The 19103-nt window shown below is 69.4% G+C and carries 12 protein-coding genes; 10 read left to right on the top strand and 2 right to left on the bottom strand.

Annotated features, from left to right (window positions below):
* Positions 1 to 251 precede the first annotated feature (251 nt).
* From lgt to FSYMDG_RS13880, 5 genes are all read left to right on the top strand, one after another.
* On the top strand, positions 252 to 1379 hold the full coding sequence (lgt, locus tag FSYMDG_RS13900) for a prolipoprotein diacylglyceryl transferase (protein WP_013874058.1): 1128 nt from the start codon (positions 252 to 254) through the stop codon (positions 1377 to 1379).
* A gap of 430 nt (positions 1380 to 1809) precedes the next feature.
* Positions 1810 to 6381 carry a glutamate synthase large subunit gene (gene gltB, locus FSYMDG_RS13895; protein WP_013874057.1) on the top strand — a complete coding sequence of 1524 codons (4572 nt, stop codon included), beginning with the start codon at positions 1810 to 1812 and terminating at the stop codon, positions 6379 to 6381.
* Between the two features lie 398 nt (positions 6382 to 6779).
* Positions 6780 to 8222: a glutamate synthase subunit beta gene (locus FSYMDG_RS13890; RefSeq protein WP_013874056.1), complete on the top strand. Its 1443-nt coding sequence runs from the start codon at positions 6780 to 6782 to the stop codon at positions 8220 to 8222.
* A 289-nt stretch (positions 8223 to 8511) separates the two neighbouring features.
* On the top strand, positions 8512 to 9774 hold the full coding sequence (serS, locus tag FSYMDG_RS13885; protein WP_013874055.1) for a serine--tRNA ligase: 1263 nt from the start codon (positions 8512 to 8514) through the stop codon (positions 9772 to 9774).
* Positions 9775 to 9907: 133 nt separating this feature from the next.
* The gene (locus tag FSYMDG_RS13880; protein ID WP_013874054.1) at positions 9908 to 10126 is read left to right on the top strand and encodes a DUF6343 family protein; all 219 of its coding nucleotides are present in this window, start codon (positions 9908 to 9910) and stop codon (positions 10124 to 10126) included.
* Positions 10127 to 10268: 142 nt separating this feature from the next.
* Here FSYMDG_RS13880 and FSYMDG_RS13875 read toward each other — a convergent pair whose 3' ends face one another.
* Together FSYMDG_RS13875 and FSYMDG_RS13870 are read right to left on the bottom strand one after the other, a co-directional pair.
* Positions 10269 to 10676 carry a type II toxin-antitoxin system VapC family toxin gene (locus FSYMDG_RS13875; RefSeq protein ID WP_013874053.1) on the bottom strand — a complete coding sequence of 136 codons (408 nt, stop codon included), beginning with the start codon at positions 10674 to 10676 and terminating at the stop codon, positions 10269 to 10271.
* Positions 10673 to 10975: a type II toxin-antitoxin system Phd/YefM family antitoxin gene (locus tag FSYMDG_RS13870; RefSeq protein WP_237702760.1), complete on the bottom strand. Its 303-nt coding sequence runs from the start codon at positions 10973 to 10975 to the stop codon at positions 10673 to 10675. The genes FSYMDG_RS13875 and FSYMDG_RS13870 overlap by 4 nt, the downstream gene beginning before the upstream one ends.
* Before the next feature lie 528 nt (positions 10976 to 11503).
* On the opposite strand from FSYMDG_RS13870, the gene FSYMDG_RS13865 reads away from it, so the two are divergent.
* The 5 genes from FSYMDG_RS13865 to nifD all read left to right on the top strand — a co-directional run bounded on the left by FSYMDG_RS13865 (position 11504) and on the right by nifD (position 18995).
* On the top strand, positions 11504 to 13282 hold the full coding sequence (locus FSYMDG_RS13865; protein ID WP_431307089.1) for a 2-oxoacid:acceptor oxidoreductase subunit alpha: 1779 nt from the start codon (positions 11504 to 11506) through the stop codon (positions 13280 to 13282).
* Positions 13275 to 14309 (top strand): 2-oxoacid:ferredoxin oxidoreductase subunit beta, encoded by a 1035-nt coding sequence (locus FSYMDG_RS13860; protein WP_013874050.1) that lies wholly within the window; start codon positions 13275 to 13277, stop codon positions 14307 to 14309. The genes FSYMDG_RS13865 and FSYMDG_RS13860 overlap by 8 nt, the downstream gene beginning before the upstream one ends.
* 903 nt (positions 14310 to 15212) lie before the next feature.
* The gene (nifV, locus tag FSYMDG_RS13855; protein ID WP_013874049.1) at positions 15213 to 16379 is read left to right on the top strand and encodes a homocitrate synthase; all 1167 of its coding nucleotides are present in this window, start codon (positions 15213 to 15215) and stop codon (positions 16377 to 16379) included.
* A 261-nt stretch (positions 16380 to 16640) separates the two neighbouring features.
* A complete protein-coding gene (gene nifH / locus FSYMDG_RS13850) occupies positions 16641 to 17513 on the top strand; it encodes a nitrogenase iron protein (protein ID WP_013874048.1) in 873 nt (290 codons plus the stop codon).
* A 33-nt stretch (positions 17514 to 17546) separates the two neighbouring features.
* Positions 17547 to 18995: a nitrogenase molybdenum-iron protein alpha chain gene (nifD, locus tag FSYMDG_RS13845; RefSeq protein ID WP_013874047.1), complete on the top strand. Its 1449-nt coding sequence runs from the start codon at positions 17547 to 17549 to the stop codon at positions 18993 to 18995.
* Positions 18996 to 19103 lie beyond the last annotated feature (108 nt).

Below are 19103 nucleotides of genomic sequence, written 5' to 3'. Positions count from 1 at the left end.
GCCGCCCGCACCGTTCCCGCCGTCCGTGCCCGGTGCCGCGGTTACAGGCACGCTTTATGGCAATTTGTCATCCTTTGTCATGCCTTGTAACGTATTGTAACGCCTGCTGATGGCTGCTGATGTCCGGTGACGTTTGGTGGTATTTGATGACGCTTGATAATGGCCTGCTGGTAACTTACGGTGATTCTTGTGACGGTCGGTGATGTGGGGCATGGCGAGGGCCAGGTTACGGGCGGTATAGCTTGACCTATGTGGTCCTAGCCGCGATTCCCAGCCCCTCGACGGGCATCCTGTACGTAGGCCCCGTCCCGCTGCGGGGCTACACCCTTACGATCATCGTCGGTATCGTGATCGCGACTGTGATCACCGGGCGGCGGCTGCGCGCGCGCGGCCAGCCGGCCTATCTCGCCACCGACGTGGCCGGATGGGCCGTCCCGTTCGGCATCGTCGGAGCGCGGGTCTACCACGTCGTCACCAGCCCGGACGCCTACTTCGGCGCCGGCGGGGACCCGGTCGACATACTGCGGGTCTGGCACGGCGGGCTGGGGATCTGGGGCGCGGTCGCCGGCGGGGCACTGGGCGTGTGGCTCGCCTGCCGGCGCCGCGGGGTCGGCTTCGGCCTGTTCGCCGACGCGGCGGCCCCGGGCCTGGCCTTGGCCCAGGCCGTCGGGCGGGTCGGCAACTGGTTCAACCAGGAGCTCTACGGGCGCCCGACCGACCTGCCCTGGGCGTTGCGGATAGATCCCGAGCACCAGCGTGTCGCCGGTGAGTCGCTCTACCATCCCACCTTCCTGTACGAGGCACTGTGGAACGTCGGGGTGGCCGGCATCCTGCTGTGGGTGGACCGCCACCACAGGCTCGGCCGGGGCAAGCTGTTCGCGCTCTACGTGCTGCTCTACACCGCCGGGCGGGCGTGGATCGAGGCGCTGCGCATCGACGAGGCCCACACCTTCCTCGGGGTGCGCCTCAACGACTGGACGTCGCTGGTCGTGTTCGCCGCCGCGGCGCTCGCCCTGGTGTTCCTGCGCGCTCCTGTCGACCCTCCGGCGGCCGCCGAAACACCCGCCGACGATCCCAGCGCCGGCCCCAGCCCCAGCGCCGCTCCCGGCCCCGGCCCCAGCCCCGGCCCCGTCGCCGGGCCCGCGGCCGCCTCGAGCGAACCACCCAGCCGGCCCTCCGCTGCCTCCGGTGACGCCGCCGCCCAGGCCAACGGCCCGGACGGGGAGAGTGACGCGGGGAGCGCGGCGGCCGAAGGCGGCGGCCCGGACGGGGAAGCCGGCCCGGCTCGGCCCGACACCGCGCCGCCGGGTGTGCCGGGTGCGCTGCCGGGTGTGGAGTCCGCCGTCCCCGCGACCAGCGAGCCGTCCGACCGACCCTGACCGGGGCGGCGCCCGGCCGCGACGGCGGAAAACGAGGAGGACGGGAGAACGCGGGGAACAACGCAGGGAACACGGAGAGTACGGAGAGTACGCGGAACGAGGTGTCCGGAGTCCGACAGTCGGCGGCTGACAGCGGTCGCGGACAGTGCTGGAAGGCAGCGCTGGAAACAGCGACGAAAGGTGTCCGTGATGTCGGTGTACGGTCAGCGCAGCATGCCCGGGGACCGGCCGGCGCACCTCGGGGCCGAGGCGCCACCGAGTGCCCGGTTGGCCACATCCGCAGCCAGCCCGTTTGTGATCACGGCGGATCCAGTGCGCACGTGGCACACTCGTTAGTGCGCCCGGCCGGGACATTCCCTGTCGCGGCGGCGCGTCCGGACAGCGTCGTCCGCCTCTTGGAGATCCCCTGAAGACGGACAGGACCCGCCGGATGTCGATCGCACAAGGTTTGTACGACCCCACGTTCGAGCACGACGCCTGCGGGGTCGGCTTCGTCGTCGACGTTCGTGGGCGACGCAGTCACGAGCTGGTCGAACAGGGCCTCACCGTGCTACGCAACCTTGACCACCGGGGTGCCTCCGGCTCCGACCCGGACACCGGGGACGGCGCGGGCATCCTGTTGCAGATCCCGGACACGTTCCTGCGCGACGTCGTCGACTTCCCGCTGCCGCCGCCCGGCCAGTACGCGGCGGGGACGGCGTTCCTGCCGCAGATCGCCGGCGACCGGGACGACGCGGTCCGCGCGATCAGCCGGATCGTACGCGCGGAGGGCCTGCGGGTCCTGGGCTGGCGTGAGGTGCCGGTGGTCAGCCACATGGTCGGCCGGGCCGCCGCCGAGGTCGAACCGTGGATGCGCCAGCTCTTCCTCGGCCTGCCCCCCACGGCCAGCGGCAGCGGCACAACCGGTGTCACAGCTGGTGACGGCGCCGCCGACGGGTCCTTCGACCTGATGGACCTCGAGCGCCGGGCGTTCCGCGTGCGCAAGCGGGCCCGCCTGGAGGCGGGGGTGTACTTCCCCTCCCTGTCCGCGCGCACCATCGTCTACAAGGGGATGCTCACCACCCACCAGCTTTCCGCGTACTTCCCCGATCTTGACGATCCCCGGTTCGCCAGCGCCATCGCTCTGGTGCACAGCCGGTTCTCCACCAACACCTTCCCGAGCTGGCCGCTGGCGCACCCGTACCGGTTCGCGGCCCACAATGGTGAGATCAACACCGTGCGTGGCAACCGCAACTGGATGCAGGCCCGGGAAGCGCTGCTCGCCAGCGACCTGATCCCGGGGGAGCTGAGCCGCCTGTTCCCCATCTGCTCGGACGGCGCCAGCGACTCGGCCAGCTTCGACGAGGTCCTGGAACTGCTCCACCTGGCCGGGCGCAGCCTGCCGCACGCCGTCCTGATGATGATCCCGGAGGCGTGGGAGAACCACGACGAGATGGATCCGGCCCGGCGGGCCTTCTACCAGTTCCACTCGACGCTGATGGAACCGTGGGACGGCCCGGCGTCGATCGCCTTCACCGACGGCACGGTCATCGGCGCGGTGCTCGATCGCAACGGGCTGCGCCCGTCCCGCTACTGGGTGACCGACGACGGTCTGGTCGTCATGGCCTCCGAGGTCGGCGTCCTCGACATCCCCGCGCACAAGGTGGTGCAGAAGGGCCGGCTGCAGCCGGGGAAAATGTTCCTGATCGACACCGCCCAGGGCCGGATCGTCGACGACGAGGAGATCAAGTCCGAACTGGCCGCCGCCGCCCCCTACGAGGAGTGGCTGCACGCCGGCCTGATCTCCCTGGACGACCTGCCCGAACGTGAGCACGTCATCTACGGGCACGAGTCGGTGCGCCGCCGCCAGCAGGTCTTCGGCTACACCGAGGAGGAGCTGCGGGTCATCATCGCGCCGATGGCCCGTGCCGGCATGGAGCCGATCGGGTCGATGGGCACCGACACCCCGATGGCGGTGCTCTCGCAGCGCCCGCGGCTGCTGTTCGACTACTTCACCCAGCTCTTCGCGCAGGTCACCAACCCGCCGCTGGACGCGATCCGGGAGGAGATGGTCACCAGTCTGGCGCGCACGCTCGGCCCGGAGGGCAACCTGCTCGCGCCGTCACCGGCGTCCTGCCGGCTGGTGCACCTGCCGTACCCGGTCATCAGCAACGCCGAACTCGCCAAGATCGTTGGTATCAACGACGACGGTGACATGCCCGGGTTCGCCGCGGTGACCGTCCGTGGTCTCTACGACGTCGACGGCGGCGGGGCGGCGCTCACCGGCCGGCTGCGGGAGATCTGTCGCGGGGTCAGCGAGGCGATCGCCGACGGCGCCCGCATCGTCGTGCTCTCCGACCGCGACTGCGACCGGCACAAGGCCCCGATCCCCTCCCTGCTGCTGACCGCCGCCGTCCACCATCACCTGATCCGGGAGAAGACCCGCACCAAGGTCGGTCTGATCGTCGAGTGCGGCGACGCCCGTGAGGTCCACCACATCGCGCTGCTGCTCGGCTACGGTGCGGCCGCGGTCAACCCGTACCTGGCCTTCGAGTCGATCGACAACATCCTCGACGCCGGCGAGCTGGACGGGATCACCCGGGAGCAGGCCCAGAAGAACCTCATCAAGGCGCTCGGCAAGGGCGTGCTGAAGGTCATGTCCAAGATGGGCGTGTCCACCGTGGCCGGCTACACCGGCGCGCAGCTGTTCGAGGCGATCGGGCTGTCCCAGCAGCTCGTCGAGACCTACTTCACCGGGACGCCGTCCCGGCTCGACGGAGTGGGCATCGACGTCCTCGCGGACGAGGTCGCGGCCCGCCATCACCGGGCGTACGCGGCGCTGCCCAGCGAGCTCGCCCACCGCGACCTCGACGTCGGCGGGGAGTACCAGTGGCGCCGCGAGGGCGAGGTGCACCTGTTCAACCCGGAGATGGTCTTCCTGCTCCAGCACGCCACCCGCAGCCGCCAGTACGAGGTCTTCAAGAAGTACACCGCCACCATCGACGATCTCTCCCGGCGCAACGCCACCCTGCGCGGCCTGTTCGAGCTGCGCGAGGGGCTGCGCCCGCCGGTGCCGATCGAGCAGGTCGAACCGGTCTCGGAGATCCTCCGACGGTTCGCGACCGGGGCGATGTCCTACGGCTCGATCAGCGCCGAGGCGCACGAGACCCTCGCGATCGCGATGAACCGGATCGGGGGGAAGTCGAACACCGGCGAGGGCGGCGAGGACGCTGAACGTTACGTCCCCGACGCCAACGGCGACCTACGCCGGTCGTCGATCAAGCAGGTCGCCAGCGGACGTTTCGGGGTGACCAGCGAGTACCTCGCCAACGCCGACGACATCCAGATCAAGATGGCGCAGGGCGCCAAGCCGGGTGAGGGCGGCCAGCTGCCCGCGCACAAGGTCTACCCGTGGATCGCGCGGACCCGGCACTCGACGGCGGGCGTGGGCCTGATCTCCCCGCCGCCGCACCACGACATCTACTCCATCGAGGACCTCGCCCAGCTCATCCACGACCTGAAGAACGCCAACACCCGGGCGCGGGTGCACGTCAAGCTCGTCGCCGAGGTCGGGGTGGGCACGGTCGCCGCCGGGGTGTCCAAGGCCCACGCCGACGTCGTGCTGATCTCCGGGCACGACGGCGGCACCGGCGCGTCCCCGCTGACGTCGCTGAAGCACGCCGGCGCCCCCTGGGAGCTGGGGCTGGCCGAGACCCAGCAGACCCTGCTGCTCAACGGCCTGCGCGACCGGATCGTCGTCCAGGTCGACGGTCAGATGAAGACCGGCCGGGACGTCGTCGTCGCCGCCCTGCTCGGCGCCGAGGAGTTCGGGTTCGCCACCGCCCCGCTGGTGGTGGCCGGCTGCGTGATGATGCGGGTCTGCCACCTCGACACCTGCCCGGTGGGGGTGGCGACCCAGAACCCGGTGCTGCGCGAGCGCTTCACCGGCAGGCCCGAGTTTGTCGAGGCGTTCTTCACCTTCATCGCCGAGGAGGTGCGCGAGTACCTCGCGGCGCTGGGTTTCCGCACCCTGCGGGAGGCCGTCGGGCACGTCGAGTTCCTCGACGCGAGGGCTGCCGTCGACCACTGGAAGGCTGCGGGCCTCGACCTCACCCCGTTGCTGCACAGCCCAGAGCGACCGTTCGGCGGCGCCCTGCACTGCACGACCGCCCAGGACCACGGGCTGGACAAGGCGCTGGACAACTCCCTGATCCAGCTCTGCGAGGACGCTCTCGAGGACGGCCGGCCGGTGTGGCTGGAGATGCCGATCCGCAACGTCAACCGGACGGTCGGCACCATGCTCGGCTACGAGGTGACCAGGCGGTACGGGGCGCGGGGCCTGCCCGACGACACGATCTCGCTGCGGTTCACCGGCTCGGCCGGGCAGAGCTTCGGCGCGTTCGTGCCGCGCGGGGTGACGCTCACCCTCGAGGGCGACACCAACGACTACGCGGGCAAGGGCCTCTCCGGCGGCCGGATCATCGTCTTCCCGCCGAAGGAGGCGCCGCTGCGCGCCGAGGAGAACACCGTCGCGGGCAACGTGCTGCTCTACGGCGCCACCGCCGGCGAGGCGTTCTTCCGCGGCATCGTCGGCGAGCGGTTCTGCGTGCGCAACTCGGGCGCGACCGCCGTCGTCGAGGGCGTCGGCGACCACGGCTGCGAGTACATGACCGGCGGTACCGTCGTCGTGCTCGGGCCCATCGGGCGCAACTTCGCCGCCGGGATGAGCGGCGGCGTCGCCTACCTGTACAGACCGCTGCGGCGGCGGATCAACACCGAGATGGTCGACGTGGAGCCGCTGGACGACGACGACCGCGAGCTGCTGCGCACACTGATCGCCCGGCACCGGCGGGAGACCGGCTCCACGGTCGCGGCCGGCCTGCTCGGCCGGTGGGAGGACGAGCAGGCCCGGTTCGTCAAGGTGATGCCACGGGATTACAAACGCGTGCTGGCGGCTATGAAGAAGGCGGAGGAGGACGGGCTGTCCGCCGATGATCTGATCATGACGGCAGCCCGCGGCTGAGCCCGGTCGGGACGCCGCTCGGCTCATCCGCGGACGGGCGGCGTCGCGATGGGTGACGCCTGCCGGGCGGGAGGATCTCCGGTGGCACCGTCCACGCGCAGTACATATCCGATATGTCCAATGACATACCCGCACTCTTCTCGGCGGTTGCCCGATGGCCCCGGCGCCGTCGACATGTCCGTGAAATCCTTGTAAAACATCCTGCAAAAGCCCGATGAGAGACACACCCGCGAACCGCGTCGATCATCGCCCCCGCGACGCCGCCCCCGCGACCCGCCCTTCGCGGCCGACACGTCGGCAGGTGGCGCCCGGCGCGCAGCGTCCCGCCACCCGACAGCGTCCCGCCACCCGACAGCACCTGGTCACCCGACAGGATCCCACCACCCGACAGGAGCGGTATGGCTGACCCGACAGGCTTCCTCAGGCACCACCGGGAGCAGCCGAAGCGCCGGCCCGTCGACGTGCGCATCACCGACTGGAAAGAGGTCTACGAGCCGTTCCCGGCCGGCTCCCTGCGGGACCAGGCCACCCGGTGCATGGACTGCGGCATCCCGTTCTGCCACAACGGCTGCCCCCTGGGGAACATCATCCCGGAGTGGAACGACCTGGTGCGCCGTGGCGACTGGCACGACGCGATCGAACGGCTGCACGCCACCAACAACTTCCCGGAGTTCACCGGACGGCTCTGCCCGGCGCCGTGCGAGGCCGCCTGCGTACTGGGCATCTCCGACGACCCGGTGGCCATCAAGCAGGTCGAGGTGTCGATCATCGACCGGGCGTGGGGTGACGGTACGGTCCGCCCCGTGCTGCCGTCGACGCGCACCGACCAGCGGGTCGCCGTGATCGGGTCGGGCCCGGCCGGGCTCGCCGCGGCCCAGCAGCTCACCCGCGCCGGCCACAACGTCGTCGTGTACGAGCGGGCCGACCGCATCGGTGGCCTGCTGCGCTACGGCATCCCCGAGTTCAAGATGGAAAAGCACGTCCTGGACCGCCGCCTCGCCCAGATGCGGGCCGAGGGGACGGTGTTCATGGCCTCCTGCGACGTCGGCGTCGACATCACCGGGGACGAGTTGCGCGCCTCCTACGACGCGGTCGTGCTCGCCGGCGGGTCGACGGTCGGCCGGGACCTGAGCATCCCCGGCCGCGACCTCGACGGCATCCACCTCGCCATGGAGTACCTGGTGCCCTCGAACCGGGTCCAGCAGGGTGACCTCGCCGCGTCCCCGATCAACGCGGCCGGCCGGCGGGTGGTCATCATCGGCGGTGGCGACACCGGCGCGGACTGCCTGGGTACCGCGCTGCGCCAGGGTGCCCGCTCCGTGCACCAGCTTGAGATCATGCCGCGGCCGCCGCGGTCGCGGCCGGCGGCCAACCCGTGGCCGACCTGGCCGGTGGTCTATCGGGTGTCCAGCGCGCACGAGGAGGGCGGCGAGCGCGTCTTCGCCGTCTCCACCGAGCGTTTCTTCGGTGACGCCGCGGGCCGGGTCCGCTCGCTGCGCATGCACGAGGTCCGACTGGTCGACGGTCGTTTCGAGAAGGTGCCCGACACCGACATCGAGCTGCCCTGTGAGCTGGTGCTGCTGGCGATGGGCTTCACCGGGCCGCAGCGGACGGGCCTGCTCGAACAGCTCGGGGTGGCCCTCGACGCCCGTGGCAACGTCGCCCGGGACGCCGGCTGGGCGAGCTCCGTCCCGGGCGTGTTCGTCGCCGGGGACATGGGCCGCGGCCAGTCGCTGATCGTGTGGGCGATCGCGGAGGGCCGGTCCGCAGCCGCCGCGGTCGACCGCTACCTGCGCGGCAGCACCGACCTGCCCGAGCCGGTCACCCCCACCCGGAGATAGTCCCGGATTCCCGCGAAGCGGGAATCCGGGACTATCTCCGGGTGTCTGGCACGGGCTACGGTCCGTGTCTCCCATGCGGTGATCGACGGTGGGCCCTGGCGGGCGCTGTAGGCTTTTCGGCGACGTTACATATCCGTGGTGGTCCGTGCGAGGGCGCCGTAGGCGTCCTGACGGAGGGAACCACCGGGCGTCGCAAGGCGCCTCGCTGACAGGCCACTGGGCGCTGTAAGGCGCCCCGCTGACAGGGCAGGGCGCTGTAAGGCACCCCGCTGGAGGGCACAGGAGCCAGATGCTGGACAGGCGGTTCATCCGGGAGAATCCCGATGTCGTGCGCGAGGCCGCTCGCGTCAAGGGGGTCGACCTCGACGTCGACGGCATCCTGGCTCTCGACCGCAGTGTGCGATCGTTGCAGCACGCCCTGGACACGGCGCAACGTGAGCGCCGTGAGCTCGCGGGTTCGTTCAAGAGCGCCGACGCCGCCGGCCGCGAGCGGCTGCGGGAGCGTTCCGCCGCCCTCGACGTCCAGTTGCGCGAAACCCGCGACGAGCTGGAGACCGCCGGCGAACGGCTGCGGGACCTGCTGCTGCGCACCCCGAACATCCCGTGGGACGGTGCCCCGGTCGGCCCGGACGAGTCCGCGAACACCGTCATCCGGGTCTGGGGGGAGCGGCCGGCGTTCGACTTCACCCCGCTCGACCATGTCGAACTGGCCGAGAAGCGCGGCTGGGCGGAGTTCGAACGGGCCCGCAACGTCTCGGGGGAGCGCGCCTACGCGCTGGCCGGGCCGCTGGTGCTGCTGGAGCGGGCGGTCCACTCCTACGCGCTGGACCTGCTCGCGCACAGGGACTTCCGGCTGGTCTCGGTGCCGTCGCTGGTGAAACGGGAGGCGCTGGTCGGCACCGGTTTCCTGCCCGGGCACGGCGAGGAGATCTACGAGCTGCCCGCCGACGAGCTGTTCCTCGCCGGCACCGCCGAGGTCGCGCTGGTCGGCCTGCACGCCGGCGAGATGCTCCCCCTGCGTGACCTTCCGTTGCGCTACGCCGGGATCTCGCCGTGCTTCCGCCGCGAGGTCGGCAGTGCCGGGCGGGACGTGCGCGGGCTGCTGCGGGTCCACCAGTTCGAGAAGGTCGAGCAGTTCGTCATCTGCGAGGCCGACGAGAAGCAGTCGGCCCACTGGCACGCCGAGCTGCTGGACACGGCCGAGACCGTCCTGCAGTCCCTGGGGCTGGCCTACGAGGTGGTGGAGTGCGCCACCGGCGACATGGGCCTGGGCAAGTTCCGGATGAACGACATCAACACCTGGTTCCCGTCGCTGGAGCGCTACCGAGAGACCCACAGCTGCTCGACGCTGCACGACTGGCAGGCGCGGCGGGCGAACATCCGCTACAAGGACGCCGAGGGGCGTGTCCGTTTCGCCCACACCCTGAACAACACGGCGGTGGCGACCCCGCGGCTGCTGGCCGCCATCCTGGAGAACTTCCAGACGGCGGAGCACCATGTCCGCATCCCCAAGGTCCTGCGCCCCTACCTCGGCGACCGCGAACTGCTCTGAACCGGCCGGGTCAACCGGGCAGGCGCGCCATCCCCCGCCGGAACCGGCACGGCCGGGCACGTTCACGCTGGACTGTCGTGGGCACACCACTGCACGTGAACGACGGGGATGCCGTGACGGCGGGCGGGCCGGGGTGAACGGCGGTCCGGGTGGGTATCCTCCCGCCCGCAGCGCGCTGGGCCTGCGTTTCGCTCTCGCCCTGTTCGGGCTGCTGTTCGCCACGGCCATGTGCGCCTACTTCGCGGTCCGGGACCAGCCAGCGCTCGCCGTGCTGCTCGGCCTGGTCGCCCTGACCGCCGTGGTCGATCTGTTCGTCATCGTCCGCCGCGTCCGCCGCGAACACCGCTGGTGAACACCCGTTGCCCGCCTGCCTCTCCGGACCCCCAACACCCGAGCTGTAGGTGGAAACCGTCACCGGAGCAACCGCAACCACCTACACCAGCGGAACGCGTAGGTAGAAAGGGCTGTCAGGACGACCGAAACCACCTACGCCTTCAGGCACCGGGGCTGGCGGTGGGAAGTCCGGCCCTGGCCGCGATCGCGAGCAGGCGTTTGTCATAGGTGACGAACGCCTCCAGCCTGGCGCCGGGTTGGTCGGTCAGCACCGTGGCGGTGGCGAGGTGAACGGCGTCCAGGGAGCGCAGCTGTGGGTCATCGTAGGCGGCCGCGACGGCTCGGACCGTGGCGTTGATCTCCAGCCGGTACAGCCGGGCAAGGGTGACCGGTAGCCTGCCCAGAGCCTGCGGGGCGCAGCGGCGCAGCGCGCGGGACGCCTCGACTTCGACCAGGACCGACGACACCAGCGGTAGGGCACGGTGGGCGTCCAGCCAGTCCAGCAGGTCGACGGTGAAGGGCTCCGCGCGGACCAGCTTGATCACGGCGGCAGAGTCGAGATAGATCACCAGTTTTCGTCCTCGCGGGCCGCGGCCAGCTCCGCGGCGGCGTCCACGGCCGGGTCGCCCAGTACGGGTGGCATGGAGAGTGGTTCGCCTACCTGGACTGAGGGCGCAGTAGCCTGGCCCTCGGCGACAAGGCGCTCCAGTACCGACAACTCACGTTCGACGGGGACGAGGCGTGCGACCGGATGGCCGCGATCGGTCACCTCCACTGTCTCGCCGCGGCGTACCCGTTCGATCACCTGACTGGTGTTCTGGTTCAGCTCGCGTACTCCTACCTGCCGCATGGGTCCAGTGTAGAACACGCCATTCTACGCTATGGCTCTACAGGGGGTAGCGCTGGGGTGGGCCGGTTGTGGGGAAGTCGCGTGGAAGATGCGGGAAACCGCCGCGGGACGAACCGGCCCGGGCGGGTGGGCCGGTTGCCGGGATGATGTGAACCTTCGCCGTGACGAAACAGACCGGCTGTCCCCGGCGCCGGGGAAACGTATTTCGGTCATTACTTCCCGAAAGTCCCGGGGTGGCGGCCGCGGGCGGGTGTCACGATTGTTTTTCCGCACGTCCACCCATATATGTGATGGCGTTGTTGTCGAAATACCGTGACCGATGCCGCGCGGGCTGTGAGACGGCGATTTGACACCGCGAAACACGCTGGAAGCAATGCCTCCGTATAAGAAAGGACGGGCAGGCCTGACGGCCGCTCTACCCACGGTCGAACCGTGGGTATGCCTCTCGCCGACCGTCGGTCATTGAGGAGGTCCACGTACGTGGCCAAGCAAATCCAGCATCTGGACCGGGTGGCAATCCGGTTCGCCGGTGACTCCGGCGACGGCATGCAGCTCACCGGCGACCGTTTCGCCTCCGAGACCGCCATCCTGGGGAACGACCTGTCCACCCTTCCCAACTACCCCGCCGAGATCAGGGCGCCATCGGGCTCGCTGCACGGTGTGTCCAGTTTCCAGGTACATTTCGCCGCCCACGACGTCCTCACTCCAGGGGACTCGCCGGACGTCCTGGTGGCGATGAACCCGGCCGCGCTGCGCGCCAATCTCGCCGACCTGCCGCCCAATGCGGAGATCATCGTCAACACCGACGAGTTCACCACCCGCAACCTGGAGAAGGTCGGTTATACAAGCAACCCGCTGGAGAACGACTCGCTCGACGGGTTCACCGTCCACCGGGTGCCGCTGACGTCGGCGACGATCGCCGCCCTCGCCGACTTCGAGGTCTCCAAGAAGGACGCCGAGCGGGCGAAGAACATGTTCGCGCTCGGCCTGCTGTCCTGGATGTACAGCCGGCCCACCGAGGGCACGGTGGAGTTCCTCAGGCAGAAGTTCGCCAAGAAGCCGAAGATCGCCGCCGCGAACGTGGCCGCCTTCCAGGCCGGCTGGAACTACGGCGAGACCACCGAGGACTTCGCCGTCCGCTACGAGGTCAAGCCCGCGAACCTGCTGCCCGGCACCTACCGCAGCGTCAACGGCAACTCCGCGCTCGCCTACGGCCTGGTCGCCGCCGGCCTGCGTGCCCACCTGCCGGTCTTCCTCGGCGCCTACCCGATCACCCCGGCCTCGGAGATCCTGCACGAGCTGTCCGCGTACAAGCGCTACGGCGTGACCACCTTCCAGGCCGAGGACGAGATCGCCGCGGTGGGCTCGGCGCTCGGCGCCTCCTACGGCGGCGCGCTCGGCGTCACCTCGACGTCCGGCCCGGGGCTCGCGCTGAAGACCGAGACCCTCGGGCTCGCGGTGATGCTGGAGCTGCCGCTGGTCATCGTGGACGTGCAGCGCGCCGGCCCGTCGACCGGCCTGCCGACCAAGACCGAGCAGTCCGACCTGAACATCGCCCTGTTCGGCCGGCACGGTGAGGCGCCGCTGGCGGTGATCGCGGCCCGCTCGCCGGCGGACTGTTTCTACGCGGCGCTGGAGGCGGCGCGCATCGCGCTGACCTACCGGATGCCGGTCATCCTGCTCTCGGACGGCTACCTGGCCAACGGCTCCGAGCCGTGGCTGCTGCCGGACCCGGCGGACCTGCCCGACCTGCGGGTGGAGTTCGCCACCGAGCCCAACGGGCCGGACGGTAAGTTCCTGCCCTACCTGCACGACCCGCACACGCTGGCCCGCCCGTGGGCGGTGCCGGGCACGCCCGGTCTGGAGCACCGCGTCGGTGGCCTGGAGAAGGCCGACGGCACCGGCGCGGTCTCCTACGTGCCGGCCGACCACGACCTGATGATGCGGCTGCGCGCCGCCCGGGTCGAGGCCATCGACGTGCCCGACCTGGAGGTCGAGGACCCCACCGGGGACGCCCGGGTGCTGGTGCTCGGCTGGGGCTCCACCTACGGACCGGTCGGCGCGGCCTGTCGCAAGCTGCGGGAACGCGGGGTGTCCATCGCCCAGGCGCACCTGCGGCACATCTCGCCGCTGCCGCGCAACGTCGGCACGGTGCTCGCCGGCTACGACCGCGTCGTCATCCCCGAGATGAACCTCGGGCAGCTCGCCCACGTGATACGCGACCGCTACCTGGTCGACGCCGTGTCCTACAACAAGGTCAACGGCCAGCCGTTCACCTCGGCGGAGCTGGAGACGGTCCTGGAGGAGGTCGTGCGCAATGACTGAGGTCCCGCTCAAGCTCACCGCCAAGGACTTCCGGTCGGACCAGGAGGTCCGCTGGTGCCCGGGATGCGGTGACTTCGCGATCCTGTCGGCGATCCAGTCGTTCATGCCGGAGCTGGGCATCCCCCGGGAGCGGATCACCTTCGTCTCCGGGATCGGGTGTTCCTCCCGTTTCCCGTACTACCTCAACACCTACGGGATGCACTCGATCCACGGCCGGGCGCCGGCGATCGCCACCGGTCTCGCGGTCTCCCGCCCGGACCTGTCGGTGTGGGTGGTCAGCGGTGACGGCGACGCGCTGTCCATCGGCGGTAACCACCTGATCCACGCGCTGCGCCGCAACGTCAACATCAAGATCCTGATGTTCAACAACCGGATCTACGGGCTGACCAAGGGCCAGTGCTCGCCGACCTCGGAGTTCGGCAAGGTCACCAAGTCGACGCCGGTCGGCTCTCGGGACACCCCGTTCAACCCGATCGCGGTGGCGCTCGGCGCCGAGGCGTCGTTCGTGGCCCGCACGATCGACTCCGACCGCAAGCACCTGCACTCGGTGCTGCGGGCCGCCGCCGCGCACCAGGGCAGCGCGTTCATCGAGATCTACCAGAACTGCGCCATCTTCAACGACGGCGCGTTCGACGTGCTGAAGGATCCCGCCAGCCGCGACTCGGTCCTCGTCCGCCTCGAGCACGGCAAGCCGATCACCTTCGGCGCCACGGGGGAGAAGTGCGTGGTGCGCGAGCCGCGCGGCTTCGGCCTGGAGGTCGCCGACACCGCCAGCGTCCCGCGCAGCGAGATCATCGTGCACGACGAGACGGTGCCTGGGCCGGCCTACGCGTTCACCCTGTCCCGGCTGTCCGACCAGGATCTCAGCAACACCCCGATCGGGGTGTTCCGCCGGGTGGGCCGGCCCACCTACGAGTCGATGGTCCAGGAGCAGAACAGCGTCGCCCGTACGAGTGCCACGGACACCGCGCCTGACAACCTGCTCACCGAACTGCTGCACACGGGCAACACCTGGACGATCCGCTGAGCTCCTGATCCGCCGGGCCGTCGATCCACCGCCGCGCCGATCAGCCGTTTCGCCGGTCCGGCACCTGACCGATTCGGTGATCTGGTGATTCGGTGATCGGCCGGGCCCCTGGCTCACCGGCGCGCTGACCGGCCGAGCCGTCCAGCCATGTGATTTCCGGCGGACGGTGCTCACGGACATGTTCCGGTTTCCGCCCCACCGGCGTTCCCCGGTCGCCCGCGTCCAACGGACGCGGCGGCCGGGGGACGCCTTTGTCGTTTCCGGCCTGTTCGCGGCGGGCCGTCCGTGTCCGGGCCGTTCGCGCGGGCGGGGCCGCCCACCGTTGGCGGACGGCTTCGCGCGTTCTTCCCGGCCAGCGCTGCCAGGCCGTGCCACAACGGTCGCCCGGACCCACGGGCCGGAATTTCCAGGCCATCCGAACAATGGGCCGGGTAATAGGTCACCGGCGTCGGAACGTTCGTCCCAGAAGTCACCGAACATCGTATTCGGCAACAGATCAGGGATGTAAAAAAATGGTTCGGCACGTTGTCGGATCCGATCGCCGAAAATTGCTGACGGGTAGGCTGCCGACTACCCGGGACCCAGGTGGTGACCAGCATCCACACCATTGGTCCCAGGCCTTTTGGCCACCTGGCCCAGGCCTCTTCTGCTATTCGTCCCGGAATCGCGGATCGGGGGCAGAAGTAACTGGGAAGATACGGCGCTTAAAGCGCCCGAAACAACGGTCAGCGACATTTCTAATCGCGACACCTCAACGGTGAGGATCGCGGGACCGCCCACCGGCGGATCGCGGATCGCGGGTCCGGCATCAGGTAACTGGCCGGCACCGGGTAACTGGCCGGCACCGGCTCGGCGCAGCGTCATCTTCCCTGTTCGGTGCGACTGACGGAGGGCACGCATGATGTGGAGCACGACATCGTGATCGGGTTCTGTGACACCACGTTGCGCGACGGTGAGCAGGCCCCGGGCGTCGCCTTCACCGCCGAGGAGAAGCTCGCCATCGCGTCCGCTCTCGATCGGGTGGGAGTACAGCAGATCGAGGCGGGCGTGCCGGCCATGGGGCCGTCCGAACGCGAGATCATCCGCCGTGTCGCGGCGGCGGGTCTGCGGGCGGAGGTCACCGCCTGGTGCCGGGCCGTGCGGTCCGACGTCGACGCGGCGGCGGCCTGCGGGGTACGGCGGGTCCACGTCAGCATTCCCGTGTCCGACCTGCACCTGCAGTACAAGCTCGGCCGTGACCGGGCATGGGCGCGCAGCCGGATCCTCGACTGTGTCGCGCACGCCCTCGACCGTGGACTGGTGGTCGGGGTCGGGTTCGAGGACGCCTCGCGGGCGGACGACGGCTTCGTCGCCGACCTCGCCGGCGAACTGTCCCGGGCCGGTGTCGACCGTCTGCGCTGGGCCGACACCGTCGGGATCCTCGAGCCCGCCGGGGCGTACGAACGGCTGTCCGCCCTGGTGGTAGCCGCCTCGGCCGCTCCGGCCGTCTGGGAGATCCACGCCCATGACGACTTCGGGCTGGCCACCGCCAACACGCTCGCGGCGGTCAGCGCCGGTTTCGGGTTCGTCAGCACGACGGTCGCCGGGCTCGGGGAACGGGCCGGCAACGCCGCCTTCGAGGAGGTGGCGATGGCGCTGCGTCATCTTCTCGGGTACCGGATCGATCTGGACACCACGGCGTTGCGCGCGTTGGCCGAACTGGTCTCGGGCGCGGCGCGGCGGCCGCTACCCGCCGGGAAGGCGATCGTCGGGGAGTCGGCGTTCGTCCACGAGTCGGGTATTCACGTGGACGGCGCGCTGAAGGCTCCGAGGCTCTACGAGCCCTTCGACCCCGCGGAGGTCGGCGCGCGGCGCCGGCTGGTCGTGGGCAAGCACGCGGGACGGGCGTCGCTGCGCCACGCCCTGCGTGAGTACGGGATCGACGCCGACGAGGGCGTTCTCGGATCTGTCCTGGACGGTCTGCGATCGCACGTCGCGACGCTCAAGCGGCCGCTGTGCTCCGGTGAGGTCCGCGACCTCTACGAGCTCACGGCGGCCAGCCTGGCCGCCGGCGCCGGCGTCGGTTCCTGAACGAATACGGCACGGAACAGCGCACGAAATACCGCACGAAATACCGCACGAACACCGCGCGAAAACGGCATGAGAAGCACGACGGCGGTATCGCGGCGCGGGACCTGTTCCCGCGGGCAGCAGCATCGCCGCAGGCACCAGACAGGTACCAGGACATGCGCTGGACATGTACCGGTTCCCGGGCGCGGAGCGCTTCGGCGAACCAGCACCGGTTCTTCCACAGTGACGCACGCTCAAGCGTGCGGTGAGGAGCACACACCCATGAGGCAGCTCGCGTTCTACGGCAAGGGTGGTATTGGTAAGTCCACCACTCAGCAGAACACGATGGCCGCACTGGCTGAGCGGGGCAACCGGGTCATGATCGTCGGTTGTGACCCGAAGGCGGACTCGACCCGTCTGATCCTGCACTCCAAGGCCCAGCACACCGTCATCGAGAAGGCCGCGGAGAAGGGCTCGGTGGAGGACCTCGAGCTCGAGGAGGTCCTGCTCGAGGGCGCGTGGAACATCCGGTGTGTCGAGTCGGGTGGCCCGGAGCCGGGTGTCGGCTGCGCCGGCCGAGGTGTCATCACCGCCATCACCTTCCTGGAGGAGAACGGCGCCTACGAGGACCTCGACTTCGTCACCTACGACGTCCTCGGTGACGTCGTCTGTGGCGGGTTCGCCATGCCGATCCGCCAGGGCAAGGCCCAGGAGATCTACATCGTCACCTCCGGTGAGATGATGGCCATGTACGCGGCGAACAACATCGCCCGAGGCATCCTCAAGTACGCCCACAGCGGTGGTGTCCGCCTCGGTGGGCTGATCTGCAACAGCCGTAACACCGACCGTGAGGACGAGCTCATCATCGAGCTCGCGCGGCGCCTGAACACCCAGATGATCCACTTCGTTCCGCGTGACAACATCGTCCAGCACGCCGAGCTGCGCCGGATGACGGTCATCGAGTACTCGCCCGAGGCGAACCAGGCGAACGAGTACCGCGAGCTCGCGCGCAAGATCGAAGAGAACGACATGAAGACCATCCCCACCCCGATCAGCATGGACGAGCTCGAGGAGCTCCTGATCGACTTCGGGATCATGGAGCAGGAGGACGAGTCGATCGTCGGTCAGAAGGCCGCCTCCACCGTCGGCGCCTGACCGCTCGTCCCCGCACACCCAGAAAGGTCTGTCATGACTCCGCCCGTGACGTCTGCCGAGACGCAGGCGATGATCGACGACGTCCTCTCGGCCTACCCGCCCAAGGTCGAGAAGGACCGCCAGAAGCACGTCAAGCCCAACGACCCGGGCGGGGCGAAGGAATGTGAGGTCAAGAGCAACGTCAAGTCCCGCCCCGGGATCATGACGCTGCGTGGCTGTGCCTACGCCGGCTCCAAGGGTGTGGTGTGGGGCCCGGTCAAGGACCTCATCTCCATCAGCCACGGCCCGGTCGGCTGCGGCCAGTACACCTGGGGCACCCGGCGCAACTACGCCAACGGGCAGCTCGGTGTCGACAACTTCACCGTCATGCAGATCACCAGCGACTTCCAGGAGAAGGACATCGTCTTCGGTGGCGACAAGAAGCTCGCCGCTATCCTGGACGAGCTGGTGGAGCTCTTCCCGCTGGCCAAGGGCGTCTCCATCCAGTCCGAGTGCCCGATCGGCCTGATCGGTGACGACATCGACGCGGTCGCCACCGCCGCGACGAAGCGGCTGGACCTGCCGGTCGTCCCGGTCAAGTGCGAGGGTTTCCGCGGGATCAGCCAGTCGCTGGGCCACCACATCGCCAACGACGCGATCCGTGACCACATGCTGGGCACCCGGGAGATCGCCGAGCAGACCCCGTACGACATCACGCTGCTCGGTGACTACAACATCGGCGGTGACGCCTGGGCCTCCCGGAAGATCCTCGAGGACATGGGCCTGCGGGTGATCGCCCAGTGGTCCGGCGACGGCACCGTCAACGAGATGGCCACCGCCCACCTGGCCAAGCTCAACGTGCTGCACTGCTACCGCTCCATGAACTACATCGCCACCACGATGGAGGAGCGCTACGGCACCCCGTGGACCGAGTTCAACTTCTTCGGCCCCACGAAGATCGTCGAGTCGATGCGGAAGATCGCCGAGTTCTTCGACGACACCATCAAGGAGAAGACCGAGGCCGCCATCGCGCGGTACCAGCCCTTCTTCGACAAGGTGCGGGAGACCTACCGGCACCGGCTCGAGGGCAAGACCGTCATGCTCGCCGTCGGCGGCCTGCGCCCGCGCCACACCGTCGGCGCCTACGAGGACCTCGGCATGCAGATCATCGGGACCGGCTACGAGTTCGCCCACAAGGACGACTACACCCGTAGCTACCCCGAGCTCAAGCAGGGCATCGTGGTCTACGACGACCCGACCGCCTACGAGATGGAGGAGTTCACCCGCCGTCTCAAGCCGGACCTGGTCGGCGCCGGCATCAAGGAGAAGTACGTCTCGCACAAGATGCGGACGCCGTTCCGTCAGATGCACTCCTGGGACTACTCCGGTCCGTACCACGGTGTCGAGGGCTTCGCGATTTTCGCCCGGGACATGGACAGTGCCGTCAACAACCCGTCATGGGACCTGTTCGACGCGCCGTGGGTGAATTCCAAGAAGAGCTGATTTCCCCGCGGAAGACGTGTCTTTCGCCTGTGGCTTCCCGCGAAAGGCACGTCTTCCGCTCGTAATTCCCCGCGGAAGACGTGTTCTTTCGCCCGTGAACCGGAGGAT

Source organism: Candidatus Protofrankia datiscae, from assembly GCF_000177615.2.
GTDB lineage: Bacteria > Actinomycetota > Actinomycetes > Frankiales > Frankiaceae > Protofrankia > Protofrankia coriariae.
Note: the sequence above shows the minus strand (reverse complement) of the source record. Positions and strands in the feature narration are given on the sequence as shown.

Coding starts and splice junctions, on each gene's coding strand:
- gltB (WP_013874057.1), top strand. CDS start 1,810: ATGTCGATCGCACAAGGTTTGTACGACCCCACGTTCGAGCACGACGCC.
- FSYMDG_RS13890 (WP_013874056.1), top strand. CDS start 6,780: ATGGCTGACCCGACAGGCTTCCTCAGGCACCACCGGGAGCAGCCGAAG.
- serS (WP_013874055.1), top strand. CDS start 8,512: ATGCTGGACAGGCGGTTCATCCGGGAGAATCCCGATGTCGTGCGCGAG.
- FSYMDG_RS13865 (WP_431307089.1), top strand. CDS start 11,504: ATGCAGCTCACCGGCGACCGTTTCGCCTCCGAGACCGCCATCCTGGGG.
- FSYMDG_RS13860 (WP_013874050.1), top strand. CDS start 13,275: ATGACTGAGGTCCCGCTCAAGCTCACCGCCAAGGACTTCCGGTCGGAC.
- nifH (WP_013874048.1), top strand. CDS start 16,641: ATGAGGCAGCTCGCGTTCTACGGCAAGGGTGGTATTGGTAAGTCCACC.
- nifD (WP_013874047.1), top strand. CDS start 17,547: ATGACTCCGCCCGTGACGTCTGCCGAGACGCAGGCGATGATCGACGAC.